This window comes from Streptomyces sp. NPDC004752, from assembly GCF_053601275.1.
Genome location: NZ_JBSGBN010000041.1, coordinates 41,970 through 63,660 on the forward strand (window position 1 = coordinate 41,970; position 21,691 = coordinate 63,660).

The following is a 21,691-nucleotide window of genomic DNA, read 5'->3' on the forward strand; positions in this document are numbered from 1 at the left end:
CCGTAGCGGAGGAGATGCGTAACCCGTGCCAGCCCGACTGCCCTCGTGGGCCTGGTCCACCGGTCTGACGGTGGGCGCGACCGTGGCCGTGGCCGCCCTCGCAGTCCAGGCGGACAAGGGGCCGCACCCCACGGCCGCGGCGGCCCGGCCCAGCGCCTCGCCGTCCGTGCACCCGGCACCCAAGCCGACCCGGACGGCGGCCCCGAAGGTGCCGGACGCCTCGGGCACCGGCCGCCGCATCGTCTACTCGCTCGGTCGGCAGCGGGTGTGGCTGGTCGACGCGGCGGAGCAGGCGACCAGGACCTTCACCGTATGGCCGGGGACGATCAGCCCCGACCCCGGCACCTACGTGATCTCCAACACCCGGCCGACCACGACCGGTTCGGACGGCGTCCCGATCGAGCACATCCTCTACTTCGCCGGCAAGTCGGGCCTGTCGATCGCCTTCTCCAACGCGGTCGACGGCTCCTCCCCGTCACCCGCCGCCGACCAGCAGACGAGCGGCATCCGGATGCCCAAGGCAGACGGCGCGGCCCTGTGGACATTCGGCACGGAACCGGACACCAAGGTGACGGTGGTCAGCTAGCCGACGACCGCTCCGGCAGCTGGACGACCAGCAGCACGACGCCGCTGAGCAGGAACCCCCGGGTCGCCGCCGCCAGCCCGTTCCACGTCTTCGACTGCCACATGGCGAACCACTCGCCGCCGATCGCGATGAACCCGGCGCCGAACAGCAGCATCACCATCAGCAGCCCGTACGTGGACACCCGCCGGGCCCGTCCGTGGTCCCGGCGCACCCACAGCCACGTCCCGGCGATGAGGACGAGGGCCGCGGCCCACTCCCACCCGATGATCGCGACGTAGGCGGCGTCCTGGAGCGCGGTGCTCGTGACGGCCCGCCCCATCAGGTCCTCGTCCCCGAACGTCGTGTCCATGGCCAGAACATGCCGCACGAACTGCTGGTTCGTGCCGAAGTCCGTGACGTTCCCGATGGCGACGAGCGTGATGTAGAGGGCGATGGTGGCGGTGAGCACCCCTGCGGCCAGGGAAAGCCCCCGGGACCCGGCGGCGGCACCGGTGTCGGCGGTGCGTCCGGTGGAGGTGGTGACCATGACCGGTTCCTTCCCCGCCGACTCCGCCGTGTCCCGTACGCATTGAGCCAGAACGCAGGCGGAGGACACATCGGCGTACGCGAGCCGGGGTGTCTCGCTGTCCGCCCTGGTCCGCGGCTCGGCGGCCTCGTTTCCCGGGCGTTCATGCAGCCCTCATGCTCCAGGCTTGGTGACGGCTTTACCCGCGCCCTACCTTCACGAGGCACAGTCGATCCGACACAAGCGAGGCTTCAGATGCTCCTCCGGCATGCGATCACCGTCCTGGCGGTGGTGCCCGCGCTCGTTGCCCCGGCGACCGCCCAGGCGGCCACTGCCCAGGCGGCCACCGCCCAGCAGGCTTCCCAGCACGTTCTTCCCCAGAAGACCCACTTCGATCTGCAGGCCCACCGCGGCGGCATCGGCATGACCACCGAGGAGTCCCTGGAGGGCTTCGGCAAGGCCCTGCGCCTCGGGGTGAGCACCCTGGAGCTGGACACGCACGTCACCAAGGACGAGAAGGTCGTGGTCAACCACGACCGGCAGATCAGCGCCCAGAAGTGCAAGGACACCGGGCCGGTGACGCCGGGTGACCCGATGTACCCGTACGTCGGCAAGTACATCAAGGACCTGACCCTGGCCCAGATCAAGACGATGGACTGCGGCTACCAGCAACTGCCCGGCTTCCCCGAGCAGGAGCAGATCAAGGGCTTCCGCATGGTGGAGCTCAAGGACGTCCTCAACCTGGTGAAGAGCTACAAGGCCAAGAAGGTCAAGCTCAACATCGAGACCAAGGTGGAGGCCGGCGCGCCCGAACAGACCGCCCCGCGCGAGCTGTTCGTACGCCGTGTCTTCGAGGAGATCCACCGCTCGGGGATCGAGAAGCAGGTCACCATCCAGTCGTTCGACTGGGGCGCGCTGAAGCAGATGCACAAGCTCGCGCCTCGCTACCCGCTGGTGGCGCTGACGAACTACGACTTCCTCCAGGTCGGCAAGCCCGGCGCCTCCCCGTGGCTCGGCGGCATCGACGCCGACGACTACGACGGCGACTTCGTCAAGGCGGCCGCCGCCATCCCCGGCGTCAAGGCGCTCTCGCCCGTCTACGGCATGCCGCAGAACGGGACCGTCGCGGACCCGAACTTCAAGTTCTACGTCTCCGAGAAGATGGTCGAGGACGCCCACAAGCGCGGCCTGAAGGTCATCCCGTGGACCTGTGACGACAACCCCACCATCGAGGCGCTCATGGACATGGGCATCGACGGCATCATCACCGACTACCCCAACCACGTCCGGAACATCATGGCCGACCGCGGCATGCGCCTGCCCAAGGCATACCCCGCGCCGCACGACCACTGACGCCGGAGTCCTTCGCGGCGACGTCCTTCGCGGCGATGTCCTTCGCGGCGACGGTGTCGGCGACTCCCGCCGACACCATCGCCGCGTCAGCGCGCCGCGAAGCCCAGGGAGTTCGTTCCGCCGTCAGATGATGCCGCGCTCGGCCAAGGCACTGATGACCTCGCCGATCTGGACCTCGCTCATCCGCTTCCTCTCCGCCTCGTCCTGCGACTCCTTCGCGGTGCCGTACTGCCACCAGGTCCGGCCGGTTTCCCGATCACTGACCAGGAACCGGTCCTTGAGGGCGGGGCCGCGCACGATGAGGGTGACGGTGTAGGGCTCCGCCACGGCCGCGTGGATCAACCGGTGGTGCAGGATGCAGGGTGTAGGAGTCGCTGGCCTCCTCGGAGCGGACCATGTACGGCTGGAGCGTGGCCACGTCCAGGACGTCGTCAAGGCCGTAGAGGGTGTGCTGGTAGCTGCCTCGCAGGATCCGCGAGGAGTACGTCCAACGGTGGTTGTGGGGCCGGTCGTAGTAGCCGGGCAGGAAGACGTGCAGGCGCAGGCGCCATCCGGCCGGATCGTCGTACAGAACGACCTTGTCGAGGATGTCGTAGTGCTCGGACAGGCGGCTGAGGTGCTCGTCCTGGGGCACCTGGTGGACCAGGCGCCGCAGGAGATACCTGTCGCCCGCCAGGGTGGCGAGAACCTTGCTGGTCGTGGCCTCGACTGCGGGTGTGTCGTCCCAGTTCGGATTGTGCAGGGACTTGGTCAGCTCACCGATCACGATGCGGTCCTCTCCCGATGGGCGATGTCGGCACTGGGGACGACGGTGCAGTGGGCCGTGCCCGCCTCGCACGCGTAGTGCAGTGCGGCAGGCAGATCGTGGCCTTCGAGGTGGGCGGCGGCGAGTCCGGCGGAGAACGCTGCCCCAGCGCCGTGCGTGTGCACCACGTCGACCCGCTGAGCAGGTATGCGATGTGTGCCGGCGCGGGTGACGGCGGCGACGCCGAGCGCCCCCACGGTGACCACCGCCGCGTGCGGGCCCAACTCCGTCAGAAGATTGCACGCGGTGTGCTCCGCGTCCTGCACCTGGGACTCGGGCAGGCCCGTCTGCACCGCGAACAGATGGGCCTGCCGGGCGGCCTGCCGGACCTTGGACCGGGTCACTGCCGAGGTTCAGCAGCACCGGCACCCCCGCGACCGCCGCGGTGTGCAGCGCGTCGGCCGCCGCTTCGGCGATGACCGTCGAGAGAGGAGAACGTCCAGTCCACCTCGGCGCCCTGGTTGGCGCCCGGGTAGAGCGGGCGACCTGGAGGACCTGGGCGTGCGCCAGGTAGCTGAAGCACGCAAGATCCCACTGCGGCTGCCGAGTTGTCACCGTCGCTCCCAGCCCCGCTCGGACTCGAAGACGCCCTTGACGAAGTGGAAGGCGCCGGAAGGCGCCGTCCATGAAGCCGGTGTTCTTGCGCTCGCCCAGCAGGAACGCGGCCCTGTTCGTCGCGCAGGACGAGGTGCAGGTCAACGCAGGACATATAACGGTCGGACACGGTGGGTCTCCTTCGTGGTTGAGGCCGCCCAGGCAACGAAACCGGGCAACCGGGAGTCGCGGTGGTCTAGTTGGCCGGGACCGACTTCCACAGTCGGCACACGGGAACGATGTCGTCGTAGGCGGCGCAGGAGGACCGGCCGTCGACGATCTCCTCTGCGGGACAGCCGCCCATACACGAGCCCGGCGCCTTGCAGCCTGAGCAGCCCGGTTTGGTCAGGGTGCCGGTGAACAGGTCGAACTCGTTGGGGCCCTTGTTCAGCTCGATCCGGCCTTCCTGCATCTCGGCGAAGTGCAGGTCGGTGTCTACAGGGGCTCATTGTCGCTGTCTGTCATCCGGCCCCGGGCCTTCTTCCAGGTTCGGGGCCGGATCATGGGCCCGCTTGCCCGATCAGGCCGCCAGGCGCCGATGGTGAGCGGGCAGTGCGAGGGTTGACCGCTTGGATCGAGGTGGTTTCGGCGCGGTGGACGTTCCCACCGGGTGGTGATGTACTTCTCCACCGTCGCGGCGCTCATGGCGCCGACCGAGGCGGCCAAGTATGACGATGACCGCAAGGTGGGCATCCGCGACTTCAGGTGTGGGAACTCCGCCCGCAGTACGCGGGAGGTGAAGCCCTTGAACTGGTTCGCGACGTACGAGGCCGACGACTTCGGATCCTGTCTGCGACGGTCCCGTTCTGCGGCATGCACAGCGGCTCCGTCGTCGGGCAGCCAGCCATCCCAAAGGGTCTCGGCCCCCTCACCAGTGCGCTGGCCACCGTGCGGTCTGGATGGGCCTGCTGATGGGCGAACTCCCGTAGCCGGAGCACACGCACATCGCGACGCTCGCCGGTCAATGCCCCGGCCAACGTGCTCTTTCCGCTGCCGGGAGGTCCGAGGAGGGCTACAACGTCCACGGAGGTCCGCCTTTCATGAGGAGGAGGTGAAGAGGCCCGGCGCGGGTTCTCTGTCCCCGTGGGGGATCGGAGACGGATCTCCCGCGCCGGGAGTCGGTGCGCCCGATGGCCACGGCCGGGGGAACCCGGGCCACCGGACGGGGGCTGTGCGGCCGTCGCGCTCAGCTCTTGCATCAGCTCGTCCAGAGCGACGATGCGGAAGGAGGTCAACCGGCGGACCAGTTGTGATGCGAGGAAGGCGGCCAGGTCGGGGTGCCCGTAGGGCAGCGGGTGATCAGGCTGTGCGCGCACTTCGACGCAGCCTCGGCCGTAGCCGCACACGGTGTCGTGCACCCCGTACAACGGTGCGCTCTGCGCCAGATGGACAGTCGGCCGCCCATCGAGACGCGGGCACAGCTTGGCCGCGGGAAGGATGTGCCGTCGGCACAGCGGCGGCTGCGCGGGTTGGACCTTCTGGAGGATCCACCCGAGTCGGTCCGGGGCAAAGGGCCTGTCCGCCTGCCTGACCGGGTGATCCCAGCGCGTAACGGTGCGCGGCGTCGTCATGACCGGTCCGTTGCCGGAACGTCGAGGAGGCACCACGTGGTCGCACCGGCGTCGCCGGTTCCCCAGTCCCCGCCGTTCTCCTGCACCAAGTGCTCCACCAGCGCGAGGCCCCGCCCTGACTCGGCGTCGCCGTCTGTCGGCTTGGGTGCGGCGCAGCCCGGCATGCCGTCGCCGACAGCAATGCGCAGGGATTCGTCCTCGACGGTGATGCTCAGGGTGATCTTCGTGGTGCCGCTGTGCAGGAGCGCGTTCGTGAGCAACTCCGAGACGATCAGCATCACATCGTCGTGCAGCACCTCAAGGCCGCAGTATCTGAGCCGGGCGGACACGATCCGACGCATGATGCCGACGCGGACCGTGTCCTCTGCGCGGAGCGGGTCATCGCCACGGCGTGGGGCGACGCGGATGGTCTCGTTCAGCACGTCGCCGTAGTGGTGGGGGGCTGCGCGGAGCGAGGGTACGGCTGTCGTCGTCATCGCGCCCTCTTGGGGGAGTGTGGTGCCGACCGGACAGCGCGCGCATGGCTCTCCGTGGACAGGCTGAGGGTCCGCGTGTACGTGGGCACGGCACGCTCAGCCGGACTCGGCAGCAGGGGCGGGGAGTTCGGGATCACGACGGGATCACCGTTCCCCATGCCGCTCCGTGCCCTTGGTAGCCGGAGGCTCCGTCGGCCAGGTCGCGGCGGCGGGCCAAGTCACCGGCCGTACGGCGCTGGGGAACCGGCACCGTGGAGTCCGGGGAGCGCGCCACGGACAGGAACGCGCCACGGTCGCGCAAGAGGTCGCGTACGGCCTCGAAGCCTACGAACGGCGCGGCGATCATCGGCGGCGAGTAGGTGACGATGCCGTACACCGCGCGGTCGGAGAGGAGGGTCAGGACGCGGGTCCAGCCGGGACGGGACGTCAGCGGGGCCTGGCGGTCGGCGTCCGTCACGGCCTCGACGACGCCCCGGTCCCGCGCGGTGGCGTACTGGTCGCAGTAGTCGGTGAGGAGGTCGGCCGATTCCGGGTCCGAGGTGGCGATGTACAGGGCGACCGGTACGCGGCCGGGGATGTCTGCCGTGCCAGACACTGTCACGCGTCAGTCACCTTGAGTGAATCCACGGAACGTGGTAGCGGCCCAAGTCGGTCAAGGCCCAACTACCACGCCCCGTAACAGTTCAGGCAGCAGCACCGCACGAGGTGATACGCAGCATGGCAGCCAACTGCCTTGCTGCCGTGGCGGGATCGGTAGCGTGCACCGTGGTGATGCCGAGAGCGACGGCCGGGGGAAGGTTCTTGGCGGTGTCGTCCACGAACACGCAATCTTCACCCGGGAGTTCGAGCAGTTCCAGGCAGCGGCGGTAGATCCGCGGGTCCGGCTTGGCGATGCCCTCACGCTCCGAGATCACATGGACATCGCACAGGTCCCACACACCGAGCTTTGCGTACGGGTCGTACGGATGCATGCCGTAAGAGTTGGACAGCAGTGCCACCCGGACACCAGCGGCTCGGGCGGCCCGGACAAGGGCATGCATGGGCTCGGCGGGGCGCACATGGGCGTGGGCGCGGCCCATCAGGTCGTCCGCGTCGTCAAGGTCAAGCAGGGCGCCCGTCGCGGCGTTCCATTCAGCCTGGCGAGCCGCCCGTGTTCCAGCTCGACGTACAGTCGGCGGCCTTCCGGGTCATCGTGCAGCACGCGACGCCAGGCGCCCGGAGCCAGCCCCTGCTGGGCGTTCCAGATGTCCCAGGACGCGCTCAGGGAGGTCGTCATGACGCCCGCGTGGTCGATGATCAGGGCACGAAGCAAGGGGATGACTCCAAGGTGATGCAAGGCCCGCGCCAGGGGCGGCGCCGACCGGATGGAGAGGCGGGCCGGGTGTCAGCGGACGGCGCTCGTGGCAGGGATGCCCAGGGCGGTTGCGGCCCGGCGCAGGCGGCTGGTGCTGCCGCACCCAGCGCGCTGCATGATCACCCCGGCCAGGGCCTGATGACGGGTCCAGCCGGGATTGTCCTCCGACACCGTCAGCAGCGTATCGAGCGCGGTGTCGTACATGTGGGCGTCGCACTGCGCCACGGCGACGTCGAGGCCGACGCGTGAGCGGGAGGCATGGGAAAGGCCGGCACGATCGCGGAACTGGTCGGCGAGGCTGAGGGCCTTGCCAGAGTTGCCGACGGCCACATGCACGCCGATCGCCTGATGCGTGGCGTAGGGGGGGCCGAACTGCGTGCCGTTCGTCATCACGTCGCGCCCGAGGCGAGCCGCGGCAGCGTGCGCCTCGGACAACAAGTCGGAGGCGGTATCGATGTCACCGAGGCGGGAGGCGGCCACAGCGGCGAACACGATCGTCTTGCCGAAGGCCACCCAGGCGGCCGGGTCACGCTCGGTCATGCGGGGCTCAGACGCCCGCGCGGCCTGCTCCGCCACGTGTTGAGCATCGCGCACCCGGGAGTCATTATTCTGAACCCCTTCGGGATGTACGCCTACATCCGAAGGTACCGGGGACGATAGGCCCGGGTGATGCTTCGGCCCGCTCTCCCCCGAAGGGAGGCGGGCCGTCGGCGCTCCGGCAACGATCGCCACATGGCCCCCTTGGCGATGCCCACACGAGCTCCACTGTGCTCAGCCGTTGTAGCCCTTCTGCTTCACACGCGGCCCCCACCTCGCAGCAACCTTGGCGAAACAGTCACGGCACAGCGGGCTCGCGCCGCTGCCGTAACCGCATCCCGCATGCTGATCCGCATCCTGAACCGAGCGTCCCCGGTCCATTACAGTGCGAGCGGTCGTGAGTGCGGACGGTGCCGTGAGGAGGGGTTGGTGGGTGCGACAGCCGGTGCGGTCTGGGGCCGTGCCGAACAGCAGGACTTCCGCAGCCGGGTGCGCGGCACGCTCCTCGGGGCGGCCGTCGGCGACGCGCTGGGCGGTCCGGCCGACGGGCTCACGCTGGCGGAGATCCGCTCCTCGTACGGTGCCGAGGGCCTCGTGGACCTGGCCGTCGGCTTCGGCAGGCGCGGCGCGGTCACCCACCACACCCAGCTGACCCTGTTCACGGTGGACGGGCTGATCCGCGCCCAGGTCCGCCGCGACACCGGCGCCTGGCACCCGCCGACCGATCTGCACCGGGCGTATCTGCGCTGGGCGGCCACCCAGCGGGACTGGGGCCCGGACGAGCGCCGCGAGGACGACGGCTGGCTGGCCCGGGAGGAGTGGCTGTACACCCGGCGGGATCCGTCGCGGGCGCTGCTCATCGGCTTCGGGGACGAGCACATGGGCACGCTGGACCACCCCAAGAACCCGGGCGAGCTGGGCCCGGAGGCGATGGCCCGGTCGGCGCCCTTCGGGCTGCTGGTCGGCTGGGAGCCGCAGTTGGTGGTGCAGCTGGCCGTGGAGTGCGCGGCACAGACCCACGGGCACCCCACGGCATACCTGGCGGCGGGCGCGTATGCGCTGATCGTGCACGCGCTGGCCCGCGGTGACGACCTGGACGGCGCCGTCCAGCGGGCGCTCGCCCTGCTCGCCGCCCGCCCGGGCCACCAGCCGGTCTCGGACGCCCTTCAGCACGCGCTCGGCGCGGTGCGGCAGGGGATGCCCAGCCCGGCGCGGGTGGCGGAGCTGGCGGGCGACGGCGCCGCGGACGGGCTGCTGGCCGCCGCCGTGTACTGCGCGCTGGTGGGGGAGGACGTACGGCACGGGCTGTGCCTGGCCGTGAACCAGGCGGGACCCTCCGGCGCGGCGGGCACGCTCACCGGGGGCCTGCTCGGCGCCCTGCACGGCGAAACGGCCCTCCCACCGGCCTGGCTGGCCGAGTTGGAGGGCCGTCCCACGATCCTGGAACTGGCCGACGACTTCGCGATGGAGATGACCCAGGGGCCCGCGCTGCACGGGCCCGCCGGGTCCTCGCCGGGGTGGCTGGTCCGGTACCCGAGGGCCTGACCGTCATCCCTTCGCGGGCGCCACCCATGCCCCCGTCGGAGACCAAGGGCACCGCCGCCGGAGACGACGGCGCCGCCCATGCCCTCCCCGTGAGACCACGGCGCTGCCTGGGCGCGGTCACCACGCCGGTCGCGGGGGCCCGCGGCACCGTCCTCTGGCCCGGCAGCACGGGAAGCGGCCGGCAGCCGCCGGAGTGCTGGGAGCGGCACTTCACCGAACTCGACGCGCGGGTAAGGGAGTCGGGAGTCGGCCGGGTGGAGCCGGCGTCGGGCCTCGGCCGGGTGGAGTTGGTGGCGGCGTTCATCCCGACGGTTCCGGGCACGGACCGTTACGTGGCCGAGCTGCGCACCACCGGCCCGTCCGGCGGCTGAACGGCGCCGGTCACTTCTTCAGTCGGCTGAAACGGCACCGTTTATTTCTTCAGCTCGTTCGGGCACGGGGTGCCGCGCGGTAGCTGGTAGGGCGCCGCCAGGTGGTAGGTCCCGGCCCGCGGAGCGAGCAGCATGGTCCACTTGTCGCCCTGGGAGTCCTTCTCCGTCTCCATCAGGCAGCCGTTGACGTTGTCGTACGTCTTTGGCAGTCCGTCGGCGCGATGCTTGGAGGACCACGTCTCCTGCGGCGGCTTCAGGCTCTTGCCGTCGGCGTCCACGATGCTCAGCCACGGCGAGTACGGGATACGGATCAGCACCCGGCCGGCCTTGCGCACCTCGATGGTCAGCTCGCCCTGCTCCGCCCGGTCGACGACCGCGTTGGGCTCGGCGAGCGGCGCCGCGTCCGTCACCCGGAACAGCTGCCAGTTGGCGTCGCCCCAGACCTGCTTCAGATACGGCAGCCCGCGCTGGACCAGTTCCCGCTCCCGCTCGCCGCCGTCACCGTCCGGCTCGCCCTTGGGCAGCACCACGAAGTGGACGGCCCAGCGCTGCAACCACTCGTGGTAGTTCGCCGAGTTCAGCGTGTCGTCGTAGAAGAGGGGGTTGCGCTCCATGTCGGCCTGCCGGTTCCAGCCGCGGGCCAGATTGACGTACGGGGCGAGTGCGGACGCCTCCCGGTGGGAGCGGGCCGGGACCACCTCGACCCGCCCCTTCTCGGCGCCGACCTGCTGCAACTCGTTGACCAGCGGCGCCAGCTCACGCGCCCAGGAGGCCACCGGGGTGGTGTGTACGAGGTCGTCGACCGACTTGAAACCGATCCAGCCGGCGAACCCCAGGAACGACAGCACGATCGCGTACCACTTGCGCGACCGCGGCACCGCGAAGGGCAGCGCCGCGATCAGCGCCACCCCCGCGAACATCATCGGCAGCCGCGAGATGTTCGACCCGATCTGCGAACTGACCAGCCAGACCAGCAGCACCGCGAGGCTGTACACCGCGGCCGTCAGCCGGACCGTCGTCCACCGCTTCGGCACCAGGAACAGACAGAGCAGGCCGTACAGCAGCGGCAGCACCACCGAGCCGAAACCTATTGGCTGCGTGCCCGAGAACGGGAACAGCCAGGCCGCGACGGCGACGACCGCGGTCGGCGCGAGCCCCAGCGCCCAGGCGCCCGGGCGGCGCTTCTGCAGGAACAGCGCCGCCGCGACCAGGCCCACGAACAGGCCCGCGACCGGCGACGCCATGGTGGCCAGCGCGGCGAGCGGCGCGGCGACCAGGGCCTTCGCCCACCGCTTCAGACGCCAGCGGTAGGGCCAGCAGAAGACGGCCGCGACCGCGCCCAGCCCGAACAATGTGCCCAGACCGAAGGTCACCCGGCCCGACAGCGCGTTGCAGAGCAGCGCGAACACTCCGGCCAGTGCCGCCCACAGCGGGTTGCGCACCGACCGGCTGCGGATGAGGACCATGGTCAGCAGGCCCGCCGACCCCGTCCCGGCGACCATCATCGTGGTACGGACACCGAGGACCGACATCAGATACGGCGACACCACGCTGTACGAGACCGGGTGCATGCCGCCGTACCAGGCGAGGTTGTACGCCGAGTCGGGATGCCGGCCGACGAACTCGGCCCACGCGTCCTGGGCCGCGAGGTCACCGCCGCTGTTGGCGAATGTGAAGAACCAGACGATGTGCAGCACACCGGCGAGCGCTGTGACGGAGAGGGCCGGGTGCCGCAACAGCCGCTGCCGCAGGGGTTCGGCGACGGCCAGCAGTCCGGTCCGGCGGGGCCCTCGGCCGTCCGCGCGGTCGCCCGCGGGGTCGGGGTGATCGTCCCGGTCGTCCGCGGGGTCGGAGTGACCGTCACGGTCAGCCGCGGGCAGGGCTATTCGCGGTCCGGATCCCGGTCCGGATCCCGGGCCCGGCTCGGCGTCGTCGGCGCGTGTCGGCTCCGCAGTGGCCACCTGAAGGCACTCCCCGTGTCCCGTCTTCTGTTCTCGGCCGAGTCCCCCGGTGTTTCCGGCCGCTTACCGGCCAGTTCGCGGCCCTGTCCCTTGACCGGCGACCTGCCCCGATTCGTGACGCTAGCACGCACCCCGCCGCGCGGCGCCCGGGTGGGGGCCTCGTCGACGGGGTGCGGGGACGGGCGGTGCGCGGCGGGTCAGCCGAGACGGGTCAGCTTGTCCGTGAAACCGGGTTCCGTGAGGTCCTTCTGCAACGCGACCGGCACCTTGACCGCGCCGTTCGAACCGTCGCCCACGGTGAGGGTGCCGACCTTCGTGCCGCCCTTCGCGGAGTGCGGCACGTCGTCGGCGACGAAGGACAGCTCGACCTTCAGACCCGCCCAGCCGACCGCCGTGACGTCCTTGGTGATCACGACCGGCGTACGGCCGCCGAGCCCGTCGTCGACGGATCCGACGACCTCGCCCTTCTTCAGGATCGTCACCGACTTCAGCGCGCCCTGCGCGGCCCGGATCAGCTGGTCGCCCGCGTCGAGGGCGCCGCTGATGATCGTGTTGTCCGCGCCGCCGGGACCCTGGCCGAGCACGGCGCCGACGATGGTCCGCGTCTCCCCGCCGACCTCCCGGGTCGCCGCGAAGACCAGGTTGCCGCCGGCCGCGGTGGTGGTGCCGGTCTTGATGCCGATGACGTCGTTGTAGCCGACGAGACGGTTCCAGTTGCTGTGCTTGGCGCCCTTGTAGTCGGTGTACTCCATCATCCGGGCGACCTCGCGGAACGAGGCGTCCTGCATCGCGGCCTTCGCCAGCTTCACCTGGTCCACGGCCGTGCTGACCGTCGTCGGCTTCAGACCGGACGGGTCCGTGTACGTCGTGTGGGTCATCCCCAGGTCCTTGGCGGCGGCGTTCATCTTCGCCACGAACGCCTTCTCCGAACCGGCGTCCCACCGGGCGAGCAGCCGCGCCACGTTGTTCGCGGACGCGATCAACACGCCTTCGAGGGCCTCCCGTTGGGTGATGTGGTCGCCCGCGCGGACCTCCACGGTGGACTCGCCGTCCGCGGTCGCCTGGTCCTGGGCCGGCTGGTCCACGGGGATCTTCGGGCCCGCGCCGCCCTTGAGCGGGTGGTCGCGCAGGATCAGGTACGCGGTCATGACCTTGGCGACGCTGGCGATCGGTACGGGTTTCTGCGCGCCGGACGAGCCGAACGAGCCGATGCCCTGCACATCGAGCGCGCCCTGGCCGCCGGACGGCCACGGGATCGACGCCTTGCCGCCCTCGAAGGTGTAGCTCTCGTCGGCGGTGAGGTCGAGGGCCGGGGCGGGCAGCGGGCGCAGCGCCTGCACGATCGCAAAGACGACCGCGAGCAGAAGGACCAGCGGGGTCCAGATCTTGACCCGGCGCACGACTGTGCGGACCGGGGTCTGCGGGGGCGGCGGCGTGTTCGTCAGCTCGGCCAGCAGGTCCAGCGGGGGCTTGGGCGGGAGCGGCTGCTGGGTGGTGCGCTCGGGGCCGAGCCGGGGGACGGCGGCGGTGGCGTCGGCGGGGGCCGACCCGGACCCGCGGGCGGCCGACTCGTCGAGCGGCTTGAGCGCGACGAACCTGCTGGTCCGCTCGGCATCGGCCTCGGGGGCGACGGGCTTCTTGGCGCCGCCCACCTTGAGCATGGTCGTCGGCTGGTCGACCTGCGGCTCCTTGGGCGGCCGTACGGTCTTGAAAACGGCGGTCGGCTGATCGACCTTCCGCGCCTCGCCCTTGCCCTTGCCTTTGTCCTCGCCCTTGCTCTCGCTCTGCCGGCCGCCTGCCGCCTCGGCGTCGTCGGCATTCGCGCCGGTATTCGCACCGGCGTTTGCATCGGTTGCGCCTTCGGTATCCGCCCTGGCCGCGTCGTCGGCCTTGGCACCGGAACCCGAAGGAGAACCAGCACCGCCCGAACCCTCGGCACCTGCGGAAGAGCCACCACCCGCCTTGGCCGCAACGCCCGCCGTGGAGTCGGCCTCCGCCGTGCCGTCCGAGTCCGAGACGGCGCCAGCGACTGGGGCTGCGGTGGCCTCGGCCTTCGTGGTGGAGCCGGTGTCCGCCTCGGCTCCCGTACCGGCCTTGGCGTCCGTGCCCGCCTTGGCGTCAACACCGGCCTCGGAGTCGCCTTCTGCCTCGGAGCCGCCGTCTCTCTTGCCGCCGGATGCGGAGTCGGCGTCAGCGACTGGGGCTGCGGCTGCGCCTGTGCCTGTGGCGGTGGCCTCGGCCTTCGTGGTGGAGCCGGTGCCCGCCTCGGCCCCTCCACCGGCCTTGGTGTCCGTGCCCGCCTTGGCGTCGGAAGCCCGAGCAGCGCCCGCCCCCGCGTCGACATCCGTCTCGCGGCCCGCCCGGGCCCCGGAGTCCGCGTCCGCCCTGGGGCCCGTGTCCGTCCTGGAGTTCGCATCCGCCCCGGAGGGGGTCGTGTTCGTGTCGGCCTTCGCGGCGCGGTCCGTTTCCCGGGGTCCCGTGCCGGAAGCGGAGGATGCCTTCGGGGTGGCGGTCGGCTGCTCGGCGGGGTTCGGGTCGGGGGCGGAGCCCTCCGGTTCGGGCTCAGACGCCCCGGGAAGCGGCTTGGAGGGGGCCTCAGCGGGCTCCGCGCCGTCGGCGTCGTCGGAGTCACCCGGGCGCACCCACGCCGCCACAGCAGCCGCCAGACGCGCTCCCGTGCCGTCGGTCTCCGGGCCGACGCCGTCCTCCGCGGCGATCCCGTCCTCCGCGGCGTCCTCCGCCGGAGTCTCCGCCTCCGCGGTGTTCCCGTTCCTCGCCGTAGGCCCGGCTCCTGCGGCGCTCTCCGCCGAGTTCCCGGCCACCCTCGTGCTCCCGGTTCCTGCGGCGCTCTCCGCCACGTCGCCGGCCACCCTCGTGCTCCCGGTACCTGCGGCGCTCTCCGCCACGTCGCCGGCCGCCCCCGTGCTCCCGGCTCCCGCCTCGCCCTCCGGCGCGTTCCCGGCCCCGGCCGGGCTCTCAGCGGCCTCCGCGCTCCCGGCCGGGCTTTCGGCCGCCCTCGCGCTCCCGGCCTCCGTCGTGTCGTCGGCGTCGGCCGACGCCTCCCGTGTCGAGAGCACCTTGGTCGCCGTGTCCACGCCCCCGTGGGACTCGGACCCGCGGGCCACCGCGAGACGCGGATCCCGCGCGTCGGGAACCGCACCCGCGCTCCCCGACGTCGGTTCACCCGACGACTCGCGCTGCTTCGACCTGTCGGGGGACTCGCCCGCCACCGATGCCTCCTCCATGTGCCGCACGTCCTGAGTGCGCGTGCCGAACCGACCGCTGCTGCTGACCGCAACTCCACAACTCCGCCCGGACCGCGCATCCCCCGCTGCCCGAACCATGTACCAGTGTCCTGTTGTGACGGCCAAACCGATGGGGTAGACGAGAACGACATACCTACCGGTTCCCTTACGAACCGGTCACGCACTCTCGACAGACCAATGTGAGAGGGGTCACCCTGTCATTCATCCACGCGGGGAGGCATGGATGGGCAGGAGCCGCAGAACACTTCCGGAGGAGCTTCTGTTGCTGGCATTGGACCCGACCACGGGTACCACTGCGCAGCCGCAGTCGCTCGACCTCGGTCTGGCCGGAGCACAGCTAGTGGAGCTGGCGCTGGCCGGACGGATAGCCCCAGACGGGGATCGTATCGCCGTGGTGGTGCCACGGCCGACAGGAGATCCGACTCTGGACAGTGCGTTGGAGTTGCTGCGCAGGCGCGGCGCTCCGGTGCGTGCTGTCCACTGGATCGGCGGGCCGCGTCTCGGGCTCCGCCAGACCTATCTCTCGCATCTGGAGCGGTGCGGCATGGTGCATGCCGTGCCGGGCCAGATGTGCGGGGTGCTGCCGACCACTCGCTATCAGGCGACGGACACCGCCATCAGCCGGGAGATCCGTGCCCGGCTGGACTCCGCGATCCGCACCGGCGTACCGCCGGACCCGCGGACCGCGGCGCTCGCCGCACTGGCGCACGCGGTCGGCCTGGGCAAGCACCTGTATCCGGGCAACGAGGGACGCTCGTCCCGCTCCCGGCTGCGGGATCTGATCAGGCACGACCCGATGGGCGGCCTCGTGGCGCACGCCGTGATGGACGTCCAGAACGGTGTGGCGGTCCAGCCGCGCCGCGGCCCCGCCGCGGCCGGTCGGCAGGCCGGGCCCGGCGCCCGGCCCGCGGCGGAACCCGCGCGCGGGGTTCCGATGCAGCCGCACCGCGGTTCGATGGCGCGCGCCGCGGTCCACTGAGCCGCAGTTCCACGGCACCGCGCGCCACCCGGCCGCACGAAGCACCACCCGGCCGCACCAAGCACCACCGCATGCCGCACCGTCAGTCCCCAGACCCGGTTCGGGAGCCGCTGATCCGAGCGGGACGGCGAGACCTCGGTCTCGCCGTCCCGCTCGGTCGTCTGTGCCCGAACTGAGTGCCCGAACTGACGCGTACGCGCCGCATATCCACTGTTTGCCAGCGGTAGTAAGCGCCTTGGTGGCAATCTGCTCAACAGCAGATACGCAAAGTGTCGAGTAGAGGCAGTCAGCCGGAGGTGCACGTTCCGTGGCGTCCAATGTCAATCCCACCGTCAGGCGACGCCGATTGGGCCAGGAGTTGCGCAGGCTCCGCGAGCTCAAGGGCATGACGGCGGAGGAGGTGGCGGAACGATTGCTCGTGTCGCAGTCGAAGATCAGCCGATTGGAGAACGGGCGGCGCAGCATCAGCCAGCGTGACGTCCGTGACCTGTGCGGGGTGTACGAGGTCGAGGACCAGCGGATCGTCGACTCCCTGATGGAGATGGCCCGGGACTCGCGGCAGCAGGGCTGGTGGCATGCGTTCGGGGACATCCCGTACAGCGTCTACATCGGCCTGGAGACCGACGCCGAGTCCCTGCGGGTGTACGAACCCCAGCTCGTCACGGGGCTGTTGCAGACCCGCGCGTACGCGGAGGCCCTGGTGCAGGGGGCGTTGCCGGAGACGTCGACCGAGGACATCGACAAGCGGGTCCAGGTGCGGATGCGGCGACAGGAACGTATCAGCGCCGAGCACAACCCGCTTCGGCTGTGGGTGGTGCTGGACGAGGCCGCGCTGCGCCGGCTCGTCGGCAGCGAACTGGTGATGCGTGAGCAGCTGGAGCATCTGATCGAGATGTCCCACCTGCCTCATGTCACCGTGCAGGTGCTGCCGTTCGAGGTCGGCGCGCATCCCGGGCTCAACGGGCAGTACGCGATCCTGGAGTTCGCTGACGCGGCCGACTCCAGCGTGGTGTACCTGGAGGGGGTCACCAGCGATCTGTACCTGGAGAAGGCGCACGACGTTCAGAAGTACGCGGTGATGTACGAGCATCTGCGGGCACAGTCGCTGAGTGTGGAGCAATCCCGGCAATTCATCTCGGATGTGGCGAAGAGTTACGCTCGTTGAGCCTCCCGCCGAGCGCGGCGCCGGATCGTACACGGGCCCCTCGCTCCGGCGGAAGACTCACCTGGAATATGCCATCCGGTCGAGTGAACGGCACCTCCGCAAAGGGATGTTGACGAGTAGCGTCGATTACGCCAATCGGAAGACCGGGTTGGCGCGAATCGCACTACAGCAACTCGCAACAGGAGTGGACATGGCACTGCTTCAGGGCACCACGGCGACGTGGACGAAGTCCTCCTATTCCGCAGGGAACGGGGCGTGCGTCGAGGTCAAGTCGCCCGCACCCGAGGGACTCGCCGTACGCGACTCCAAGGTTTCCGAGGGGCCGGTCCTGGCCTTCCCCACCGACGCATGGAACGCCTTCGTGGCATCGGTCAAGGCGTAGGGAGCCTTCCCTGACCCCGCCCGACCCCGACGACAACCACACACCCCACAACTGCACAAGCTCGACCCAGAGCCCTCTCGACCAGTTCGCCGTCCTTGCCGAGGGGGCTCGCCCCTTTTCCTGCCGCCCATCGCGCCCATCGCGCTCATCCGGTCCGCGTACGGTGTCGGCCGCCGGGTGTCAGCGCACCGGGAACGCCACGTCGCACACCGCGTCCTCGGGCCCCGCCGCGTCCCAGTCCGCGAAGTACACCTCACGGCACGGCCCCGCCGGCTCCAGCCGCCGCGCCGCCAGCCACTCCTCCACCGCCTCGAAGGCGGCGAGGATCTGTGGATGGGCCACCTGTGCCTTGGTGATCCGGGCGAACGCCAGCCGGGCCGCGGGCTCCACCCGCACCCGGGTCTCCCAGGTCCGCCCGTGCCGCGCGACCCACTCCCGGGCCGCGGCCTCGTCCGCCACCGGCACGCATGACTCCGCGGGCCCGTCACTCTCCATGGACACCTCGGAGTGGTACACGACGAACGGCGCCCCGACGACGCCCCCGCACTCGCGTGCCGCCGCCTCCAGCCGCCCCAGCGATGCCCCGATCCACGCGGGCAGCTCGTCCGCCAGCGTGTGCCGGGTCTCCGTGAGCACCACCTGCTCGGGCACGTCCACCGTCTCGACCTCGAACTTTCCGTACAACTCGGAGCTCCTCCCCGACAGTCGTCCACGGAGGTACTCGGCGAGCGTCCGCTGCCCCGCCACCCGGGTCTCGACGTCCGCCCAGTACGCGGCGAGCCGGTCGGCGGCCTCGGCCCCGTCCGCCTCGACCACCTCGGCGATCCGCGCGAGCGGCATGTCGAGCTGCCGCAGCAGGGCCACGAGACGGGCGCGTTCGACTTGGGCGGCGCGGTAGTAGCGGTAGCCGCTGACCTCGTCGACATACGCCGGGGACAGCAGCCCGAGACGGTCGTACAGCCGCAGCGCCTTGGCCGACAGCCGGGCCCGGGCGGCGAACACGCCGATGGTGAGCAGTCCATCGTCCACCACGGCAACCTCTCCTCCGGGGCCTCTCCTCCGGGGCCTCTCCTTCGGGCCTCGCCTCTGGAGCCGCTCCTTCGGGGCCGCTCAGCCGTCCTCCGTCACCGGGCGGTTCTTCCGCCCGGTGACAAGGACGCTCGGCCCTGCCCCAGGGGCAAGGTCAACCGTCGTTCAGCCGAGCTGCCCCTCGATGGCCGCCACGACCTCCGCCGACTCCGGCTCGGTCTGCGGCGCGAAGCGGGCGACGACCGAGCCGTCCCGCCCGATCAGGAACTTCTCGAAGTTCCAGCGGATGTCGCCGCTGTGCCCCTCGGCGTCGGCGAACCCGGTCAGCCGCTCGTACAGCGCGTGCCGGCCCGCCCCGTTCACCTCGACCTTCTCGGTCAGCGGGAAGGACACGCCGTACGTCGCGGAGCAGAACTCGGCGATCTCCTCGGCGCTGCCGGGCTCCTGCCCGAGGAACTGGTTGCAGGGCACACCGAGCACGGTGAAGCCCTGGGCCGCGTACCGCTCCTGGAGCCGCTCAAGCCCCGAGTACTGCGGTGTCAGGCCGCACTTGGAGGCCACGTTCACGATGAGCACGGCCCGGCCCGCGTACTGCGGCAGATCCGCGGGGCCGCCCTGGAGGGCATCGATCTCGACGTTCAGCACGGAGCCGTTCTGGTCTGTAGTCGTCATAACCGGATGCTAGCTCCGCTACCCGTCCGGGTGACCGAGGGCCCACGGGTTTCCGGCCTCGACGAGCACCTGGCCCGTCGCGGTCCGCGAGTACAGCACCGAGCGCCCCGCCCGCCGCCGCGCCACCAACCCCGCCTCCAGCAGCACCTTCAGATGCCGTCCGACCGACCCGAGCCCCTGCCCGGTGACCGCCGTCAGCTGCGTCGTGCTCATCGGGGAGCCGAGCAGCACCAGCACCTCGGCGCGGGCCGAACCGAGCAGCGCGTCCAGGCTCGCGGGCACCGCCCGGTCCCGTACGTCGGTCAGCACCCCGGCGCACGGGTAGATGACGGCGTACCGGTCCCGCTCCTCCCAGGACACCCAGCCCGTCTGCACGGTCACCGGCACGAACACCAGCTCGGCGCCGGAGATCTCCCGGGGCGGGTACTCGTGCCGGTTCACCTGGAGCCGGTTCTCGCCGAGCCAGCGCGTGCGCCCCGGCGCGAGCGCGTCCAGTGCCGCCGCCCAGCCGCCCCGGCTCACCTGCGCGGTCCGCGCGACCACATCCGCCTCCAGGACGCGCCGACGCCGGTCCCAGTACGGCCGTACGGTCGCGGTCCAGACGTACTCCAGGAGCGTGGCCGCCCGGTCGGGCAGGTCGTCGCGGTGCAGTGCGACGGGGACCGGCCCGGCCAGGGACACCCGCAGATGGGCGCGCGCCTCCTCGGGGCGGGCCGCCCGCACCCGCGCCACGCCCTCGTCGAAGGTCTCGCCGTCGTGCGGCGGGGGAGTGAGGAAGTCGGCGATCCAGCCCCCGACCTCCCGGCCGCCCCGCCGACCTCCCCGCCGACCTCCCCCCGTCCGGAGGGATCTGTCCCGGCCCAGACCGGCCCGTACCAGCAGCGCGGTGACCGGGTCGGCCGCCAGCCGCGCCCGGTACGCGGGCAGATGCGTGCGCAGCCACTCGGCTTCGCCGGGATGCGTCCCCGTGCCCGCGTGCAGCAGCTTCAGGGCGGCGAAGGTCTCGGCGAGCGGAGAGATCAGGAACCGGCTGCGGGCGAGCGTGTCGGCGTTGACCTGCCACCAGCCCACGGCGGCCTCCTCCCGTACGACGTTTCGCGCCGGAGCGAAACAATAACGGCCGCCGCCGCCCGCCCCGAGACTCCACCCATGCCCAGCACCGAACCCTCGGACCGCGCCAGACCCCCGTCGACCCCGTCGACCTCGGCCCCCACCGGGCCCACCCCGAACCGTCCACCCTCGGACCCGGTCCCCTCGGACTGCTTGTCCTCCGACCGCTCGTCCTCAAACCTTCCCTCTTCGGACCTTCCCCCCTCGGACCGGCTGCCCCCGGACCGCCCGTCCTCCGGTCGCCCGCCCGCCGTCCGGTCGGGATACCGGACCCTCTTCCGTGTCCCGGAGTTCGCCCCGCTCTTCCTCGCCACCGCCGCGCACACCGCCGCCCAGACCGTCAGCGGCCTCGCCCTCGGCACGCTCGTGTACCGGGCGACGGACTCACCGCTGCTGTCCGCCCTGAGCATGTTCGGTCCGTCGCTCGCCCAGGTGCTGGGCGCGACCCTCCTCCTGTCCGGCTCCGACCGGCTGCGCCCCCGCACCGCGTTGGTGGGCATCTCGCTGTCCTTCGCGGCCGGTACGGCGGTCCTCGCACTGCCCGGTCTGCCGATCGCCGCGGTCTTCGCCGTCGTCCTCGTCCTCGGCCTGGTCGCCTCCCTGGGCGGCGGGGTGCGCTGGGGGCTGCTGACCGAGATCCTCACCAAGGACGGCTATCTGCCGGGGCGTTCGCTGTTCAACATGATGTCCGGGATCATGCAGATCACCGGGTACGCGACGGGCGGCGTCCTGGTCGCCGTCCTCTCTTCGCGCGCCTCGCTGCTGCTGGCGACCGCCCTTTACCTGGCGGCGGCCCTCGTTCTGCGGCTGGGCCTGACCGCGCGCCCGCCCCGCGCGGCCGGCCGCCCCTCGGTCGCGGCGACCTGGCGCACCAACGCCGTCCTGTGGTCCGCCCGCCCGCGCCGCCTGACCTATCTGGGCCTGTGGATCCCCAACGGCCTGGTCGTCGGCTGCGAGTCCCTCTACGTGTCGTACGCGCCGGACGCCGCGGGCACCCTGTTCGCCTGCGCGGCGCTGGGCATGCTCACCGGTGACGCGACCGTCGGCCGGCTGCTGCCGCGGCGGGCGCGGGCCCGGCTGGCGACACCGCTGCTCGTGCTGCTGGCAGCGCCGTACACGGTGTTCGCCCTGCGGCCCGCGGTTCCGCTCGCCGCGGTCTGCGTCACCCTCGCCTCCGTCGGCTTCGGCGCGAGCCTGGTCCAGCAGGAACGGCTGATGGCCCTCACCCCGGACGAACTCAGCGGCCACGCCCTCGGGTTGCACTCGGCGGGCATGCTGACGATGCAGGGCGTGGGCGCCGCGCTGGCCGGGTCGGTAGCCCAGCTCACCTCGCCCGGCACGGGGATGACGGCGATGGCGGCGGCCTCGCTCACGGTCACCTGGGCACTGGCCGCGGCCGGGCGCCGCGAAGGCGGGATGCGCCGAGCCGG

The 21,691-nt window shown here is 71.3% G+C and carries 22 protein-coding genes and 2 pseudogenes; 8 read left to right on the forward strand and 16 right to left on the reverse strand.

Features of this window, described 5'->3' with window-relative positions; genetic code table 11:
• Window positions 1-25: 25 nt before the first annotated feature.
• Window positions 26-586: a hypothetical protein gene (locus tag ACWEKM_RS19090; RefSeq protein WP_451622344.1), complete on the forward strand. Its 561-nt coding sequence runs from the start codon at window positions 26-28 to the stop codon at window positions 584-586.
• Here the strand turns inward: ACWEKM_RS19090 and ACWEKM_RS19095 are convergent.
• Window positions 579-1,112 (reverse strand): DUF2165 domain-containing protein, encoded by a 534-nt coding sequence (locus ACWEKM_RS19095; RefSeq protein ID WP_451622345.1) that lies wholly within the window; start codon window positions 1,110-1,112, stop codon window positions 579-581. The two genes, ACWEKM_RS19090 and ACWEKM_RS19095, sit on opposite strands and share 8 nt — an antisense overlap.
• A 234-nt stretch (window positions 1,113-1,346) precedes the next feature.
• Between ACWEKM_RS19095 and ACWEKM_RS19100 the strand changes: the two genes are divergently transcribed.
• Window positions 1,347-2,444 (forward strand): glycerophosphodiester phosphodiesterase family protein, encoded by a 1,098-nt coding sequence (locus tag ACWEKM_RS19100; RefSeq protein ID WP_451622346.1) that lies wholly within the window; start codon window positions 1,347-1,349, stop codon window positions 2,442-2,444.
• A gap of 123 nt (window positions 2,445-2,567) precedes the next feature.
• Here the strand turns inward: ACWEKM_RS19100 and ACWEKM_RS19105 are convergent, their stop codons facing one another.
• The 10 genes and pseudogenes from ACWEKM_RS19105 to ACWEKM_RS19150 all read right to left on the reverse strand — a co-directional run bounded on the left by ACWEKM_RS19105 (window position 2,568) and on the right by ACWEKM_RS19150 (window position 7,784).
• Window positions 2,568-2,741, reverse strand: coding sequence for a hypothetical protein (locus tag ACWEKM_RS19105; RefSeq protein WP_451622347.1), 174 nt, complete (start codon window positions 2,739-2,741; stop codon window positions 2,568-2,570).
• A complete protein-coding gene (locus ACWEKM_RS19110; RefSeq protein ID WP_451622348.1) occupies window positions 2,701-3,210 on the reverse strand; it encodes a hypothetical protein in 510 nt (169 codons plus the stop codon). The genes ACWEKM_RS19105 and ACWEKM_RS19110 overlap by 41 nt, the downstream gene beginning before the upstream one ends.
• The gene (locus ACWEKM_RS19115) at window positions 3,207-3,593 is read right to left on the reverse strand and encodes a PfkB family carbohydrate kinase (protein ID WP_451622349.1); all 387 of its coding nucleotides are present in this window, start codon (window positions 3,591-3,593) and stop codon (window positions 3,207-3,209) included. The genes ACWEKM_RS19110 and ACWEKM_RS19115 overlap by 4 nt, the downstream gene beginning before the upstream one ends.
• Before the next feature lie 446 nt (window positions 3,594-4,039).
• Complete coding sequence (locus ACWEKM_RS19120; protein WP_451622350.1) at window positions 4,040-4,255, reverse strand: hypothetical protein; 216 nt, start codon at window positions 4,253-4,255, stop codon at window positions 4,040-4,042.
• 182 nt (window positions 4,256-4,437) lie between these two features.
• Window positions 4,438-4,635: pseudogene (locus ACWEKM_RS19125) on the reverse strand (IS200/IS605 family transposase); the annotation flags it as partial.
• A gap of 775 nt (window positions 4,636-5,410) precedes the next feature.
• Entirely contained in the window at window positions 5,411-5,890 is a 480-nt protein-coding gene (locus ACWEKM_RS19130) for an ATP-binding protein (RefSeq protein WP_451622351.1), read from the reverse strand.
• Between the two features lie 133 nt (window positions 5,891-6,023).
• Window positions 6,024-6,491, reverse strand: a complete 468-nt coding sequence (locus ACWEKM_RS19135) for a hypothetical protein (protein ID WP_451622352.1) — start codon at window positions 6,489-6,491, stop codon at window positions 6,024-6,026.
• Window positions 6,492-6,573: 82 nt separating this feature from the next.
• The gene (locus ACWEKM_RS19140; protein ID WP_451622353.1) at window positions 6,574-6,969 is read right to left on the reverse strand and encodes an HAD-IA family hydrolase; all 396 of its coding nucleotides are present in this window, start codon (window positions 6,967-6,969) and stop codon (window positions 6,574-6,576) included.
• Window positions 6,969-7,202, reverse strand: coding sequence for a hypothetical protein (locus ACWEKM_RS19145; RefSeq protein WP_451622354.1), 234 nt, complete (start codon window positions 7,200-7,202; stop codon window positions 6,969-6,971). The genes ACWEKM_RS19140 and ACWEKM_RS19145 overlap by 1 nt, the downstream gene beginning before the upstream one ends.
• 72 nt (window positions 7,203-7,274) lie before the next feature.
• Complete coding sequence (locus ACWEKM_RS19150) at window positions 7,275-7,784, reverse strand: hypothetical protein (RefSeq protein ID WP_451622355.1); 510 nt, start codon at window positions 7,782-7,784, stop codon at window positions 7,275-7,277.
• Between the two features lie 426 nt (window positions 7,785-8,210).
• Between ACWEKM_RS19150 and ACWEKM_RS19155 the strand changes: the two genes are divergently transcribed.
• Together ACWEKM_RS19155 and ACWEKM_RS19160 are read left to right on the forward strand one after the other, a co-directional pair.
• A complete protein-coding gene (locus tag ACWEKM_RS19155) occupies window positions 8,211-9,326 on the forward strand; it encodes an ADP-ribosylglycohydrolase family protein (RefSeq protein WP_451622356.1) in 1,116 nt (371 codons plus the stop codon).
• A 185-nt stretch (window positions 9,327-9,511) separates the two neighbouring features.
• A pseudogene (locus tag ACWEKM_RS19160) lies at window positions 9,512-9,697 on the forward strand (hypothetical protein); the annotation flags it as partial.
• Window positions 9,698-9,738: 41 nt separating this feature from the next.
• Here ACWEKM_RS19160 and ACWEKM_RS19165 read toward each other — a convergent pair.
• Both ACWEKM_RS19165 and ACWEKM_RS19170 read right to left on the reverse strand, forming a co-directional pair.
• Entirely contained in the window at window positions 9,739-11,658 is a 1,920-nt protein-coding gene (locus ACWEKM_RS19165; protein WP_451622357.1) for an MFS transporter, read from the reverse strand.
• A gap of 197 nt (window positions 11,659-11,855) precedes the next feature.
• Complete coding sequence (locus tag ACWEKM_RS19170; RefSeq protein ID WP_451622358.1) at window positions 11,856-14,903, reverse strand: D-alanyl-D-alanine carboxypeptidase; 3,048 nt, start codon at window positions 14,901-14,903, stop codon at window positions 11,856-11,858.
• Window positions 14,904-15,147: 244 nt separating this feature from the next.
• Between ACWEKM_RS19170 and ACWEKM_RS19175 the strand changes: the two genes are divergently transcribed.
• From ACWEKM_RS19175 to ACWEKM_RS19185, 3 genes are all read left to right on the forward strand, one after another.
• Window positions 15,148-15,903 (forward strand): GOLPH3/VPS74 family protein, encoded by a 756-nt coding sequence (locus ACWEKM_RS19175; RefSeq protein ID WP_451622359.1) that lies wholly within the window; start codon window positions 15,148-15,150, stop codon window positions 15,901-15,903.
• 307 nt (window positions 15,904-16,210) lie between these two features.
• Complete coding sequence (locus ACWEKM_RS19180; RefSeq protein ID WP_451622360.1) at window positions 16,211-17,068, forward strand: helix-turn-helix domain-containing protein; 858 nt, start codon at window positions 16,211-16,213, stop codon at window positions 17,066-17,068.
• 190 nt (window positions 17,069-17,258) lie between these two features.
• The gene (locus tag ACWEKM_RS19185; protein WP_451622361.1) at window positions 17,259-17,450 is read left to right on the forward strand and encodes a DUF397 domain-containing protein; all 192 of its coding nucleotides are present in this window, start codon (window positions 17,259-17,261) and stop codon (window positions 17,448-17,450) included.
• Between the two features lie 180 nt (window positions 17,451-17,630).
• On the opposite strand, the gene ACWEKM_RS19190 is transcribed toward ACWEKM_RS19185, so the two are convergent.
• The 3 genes from ACWEKM_RS19190 to ACWEKM_RS19200 all read right to left on the reverse strand — a co-directional run bounded on the left by ACWEKM_RS19190 (window position 17,631) and on the right by ACWEKM_RS19200 (window position 20,222).
• Window positions 17,631-18,479 (reverse strand): MerR family transcriptional regulator, encoded by an 849-nt coding sequence (locus ACWEKM_RS19190; RefSeq protein ID WP_451622374.1) that lies wholly within the window; start codon window positions 18,477-18,479, stop codon window positions 17,631-17,633.
• Window positions 18,480-18,644: 165 nt separating this feature from the next.
• Complete coding sequence (locus ACWEKM_RS19195) at window positions 18,645-19,151, reverse strand: glutathione peroxidase (RefSeq protein ID WP_451622362.1); 507 nt, start codon at window positions 19,149-19,151, stop codon at window positions 18,645-18,647.
• Between the two features lie 18 nt (window positions 19,152-19,169).
• Window positions 19,170-20,222, reverse strand: coding sequence for an ArsR/SmtB family transcription factor (locus tag ACWEKM_RS19200; RefSeq protein ID WP_451622363.1), 1,053 nt, complete (start codon window positions 20,220-20,222; stop codon window positions 19,170-19,172).
• Window positions 20,223-20,474: 252 nt separating this feature from the next.
• Here ACWEKM_RS19200 and ACWEKM_RS19205 point away from each other — a divergent pair.
• Window positions 20,475-21,691 (forward strand): MFS transporter (locus tag ACWEKM_RS19205; RefSeq protein ID WP_451622375.1); only part of this gene is annotated, 1,217 nt, incomplete at its 3' end.

What these genes read in the sequence shown, in the direction of transcription:
- ACWEKM_RS19100 (WP_451622346.1), top strand. Translation starts at nt 1,347, where the DNA reads ATGCTCCTCCGGCATGCGATCACCGTCCTGGCGGTGGTGCCCGCGCTC.
- ACWEKM_RS19120 (WP_451622350.1), bottom strand. Translation starts at nt 4,255, where the DNA reads ATGCAGGAAGGCCGGATCGAGCTGAACAAGGGCCCCAACGAGTTCGAC.
- ACWEKM_RS19170 (WP_451622358.1), bottom strand. Translation starts at nt 14,903, where the DNA reads ATGGAGGAGGCATCGGTGGCGGGCGAGTCCCCCGACAGGTCGAAGCAG.
- ACWEKM_RS19195 (WP_451622362.1), bottom strand. Translation starts at nt 19,151, where the DNA reads ATGACGACTACAGACCAGAACGGCTCCGTGCTGAACGTCGAGATCGAT.
- ACWEKM_RS19130 (WP_451622351.1), bottom strand. Translation starts at nt 5,890, where the DNA reads ATGACGACGACAGCCGTACCCTCGCTCCGCGCAGCCCCCCACCACTAC.
- ACWEKM_RS19095 (WP_451622345.1), bottom strand. Translation starts at nt 1,112, where the DNA reads ATGGTCACCACCTCCACCGGACGCACCGCCGACACCGGTGCCGCCGCC.
- ACWEKM_RS19185 (WP_451622361.1), top strand. Translation starts at nt 17,259, where the DNA reads ATGGCACTGCTTCAGGGCACCACGGCGACGTGGACGAAGTCCTCCTAT.
- ACWEKM_RS19140 (WP_451622353.1), bottom strand. Translation starts at nt 6,969, where the DNA reads ATGGGCCGCGCCCACGCCCATGTGCGCCCCGCCGAGCCCATGCATGCC.
- ACWEKM_RS19175 (WP_451622359.1), top strand. Translation starts at nt 15,148, where the DNA reads ATGGGCAGGAGCCGCAGAACACTTCCGGAGGAGCTTCTGTTGCTGGCA.
- ACWEKM_RS19150 (WP_451622355.1), bottom strand. Translation starts at nt 7,784, where the DNA reads ATGACCGAGCGTGACCCGGCCGCCTGGGTGGCCTTCGGCAAGACGATC.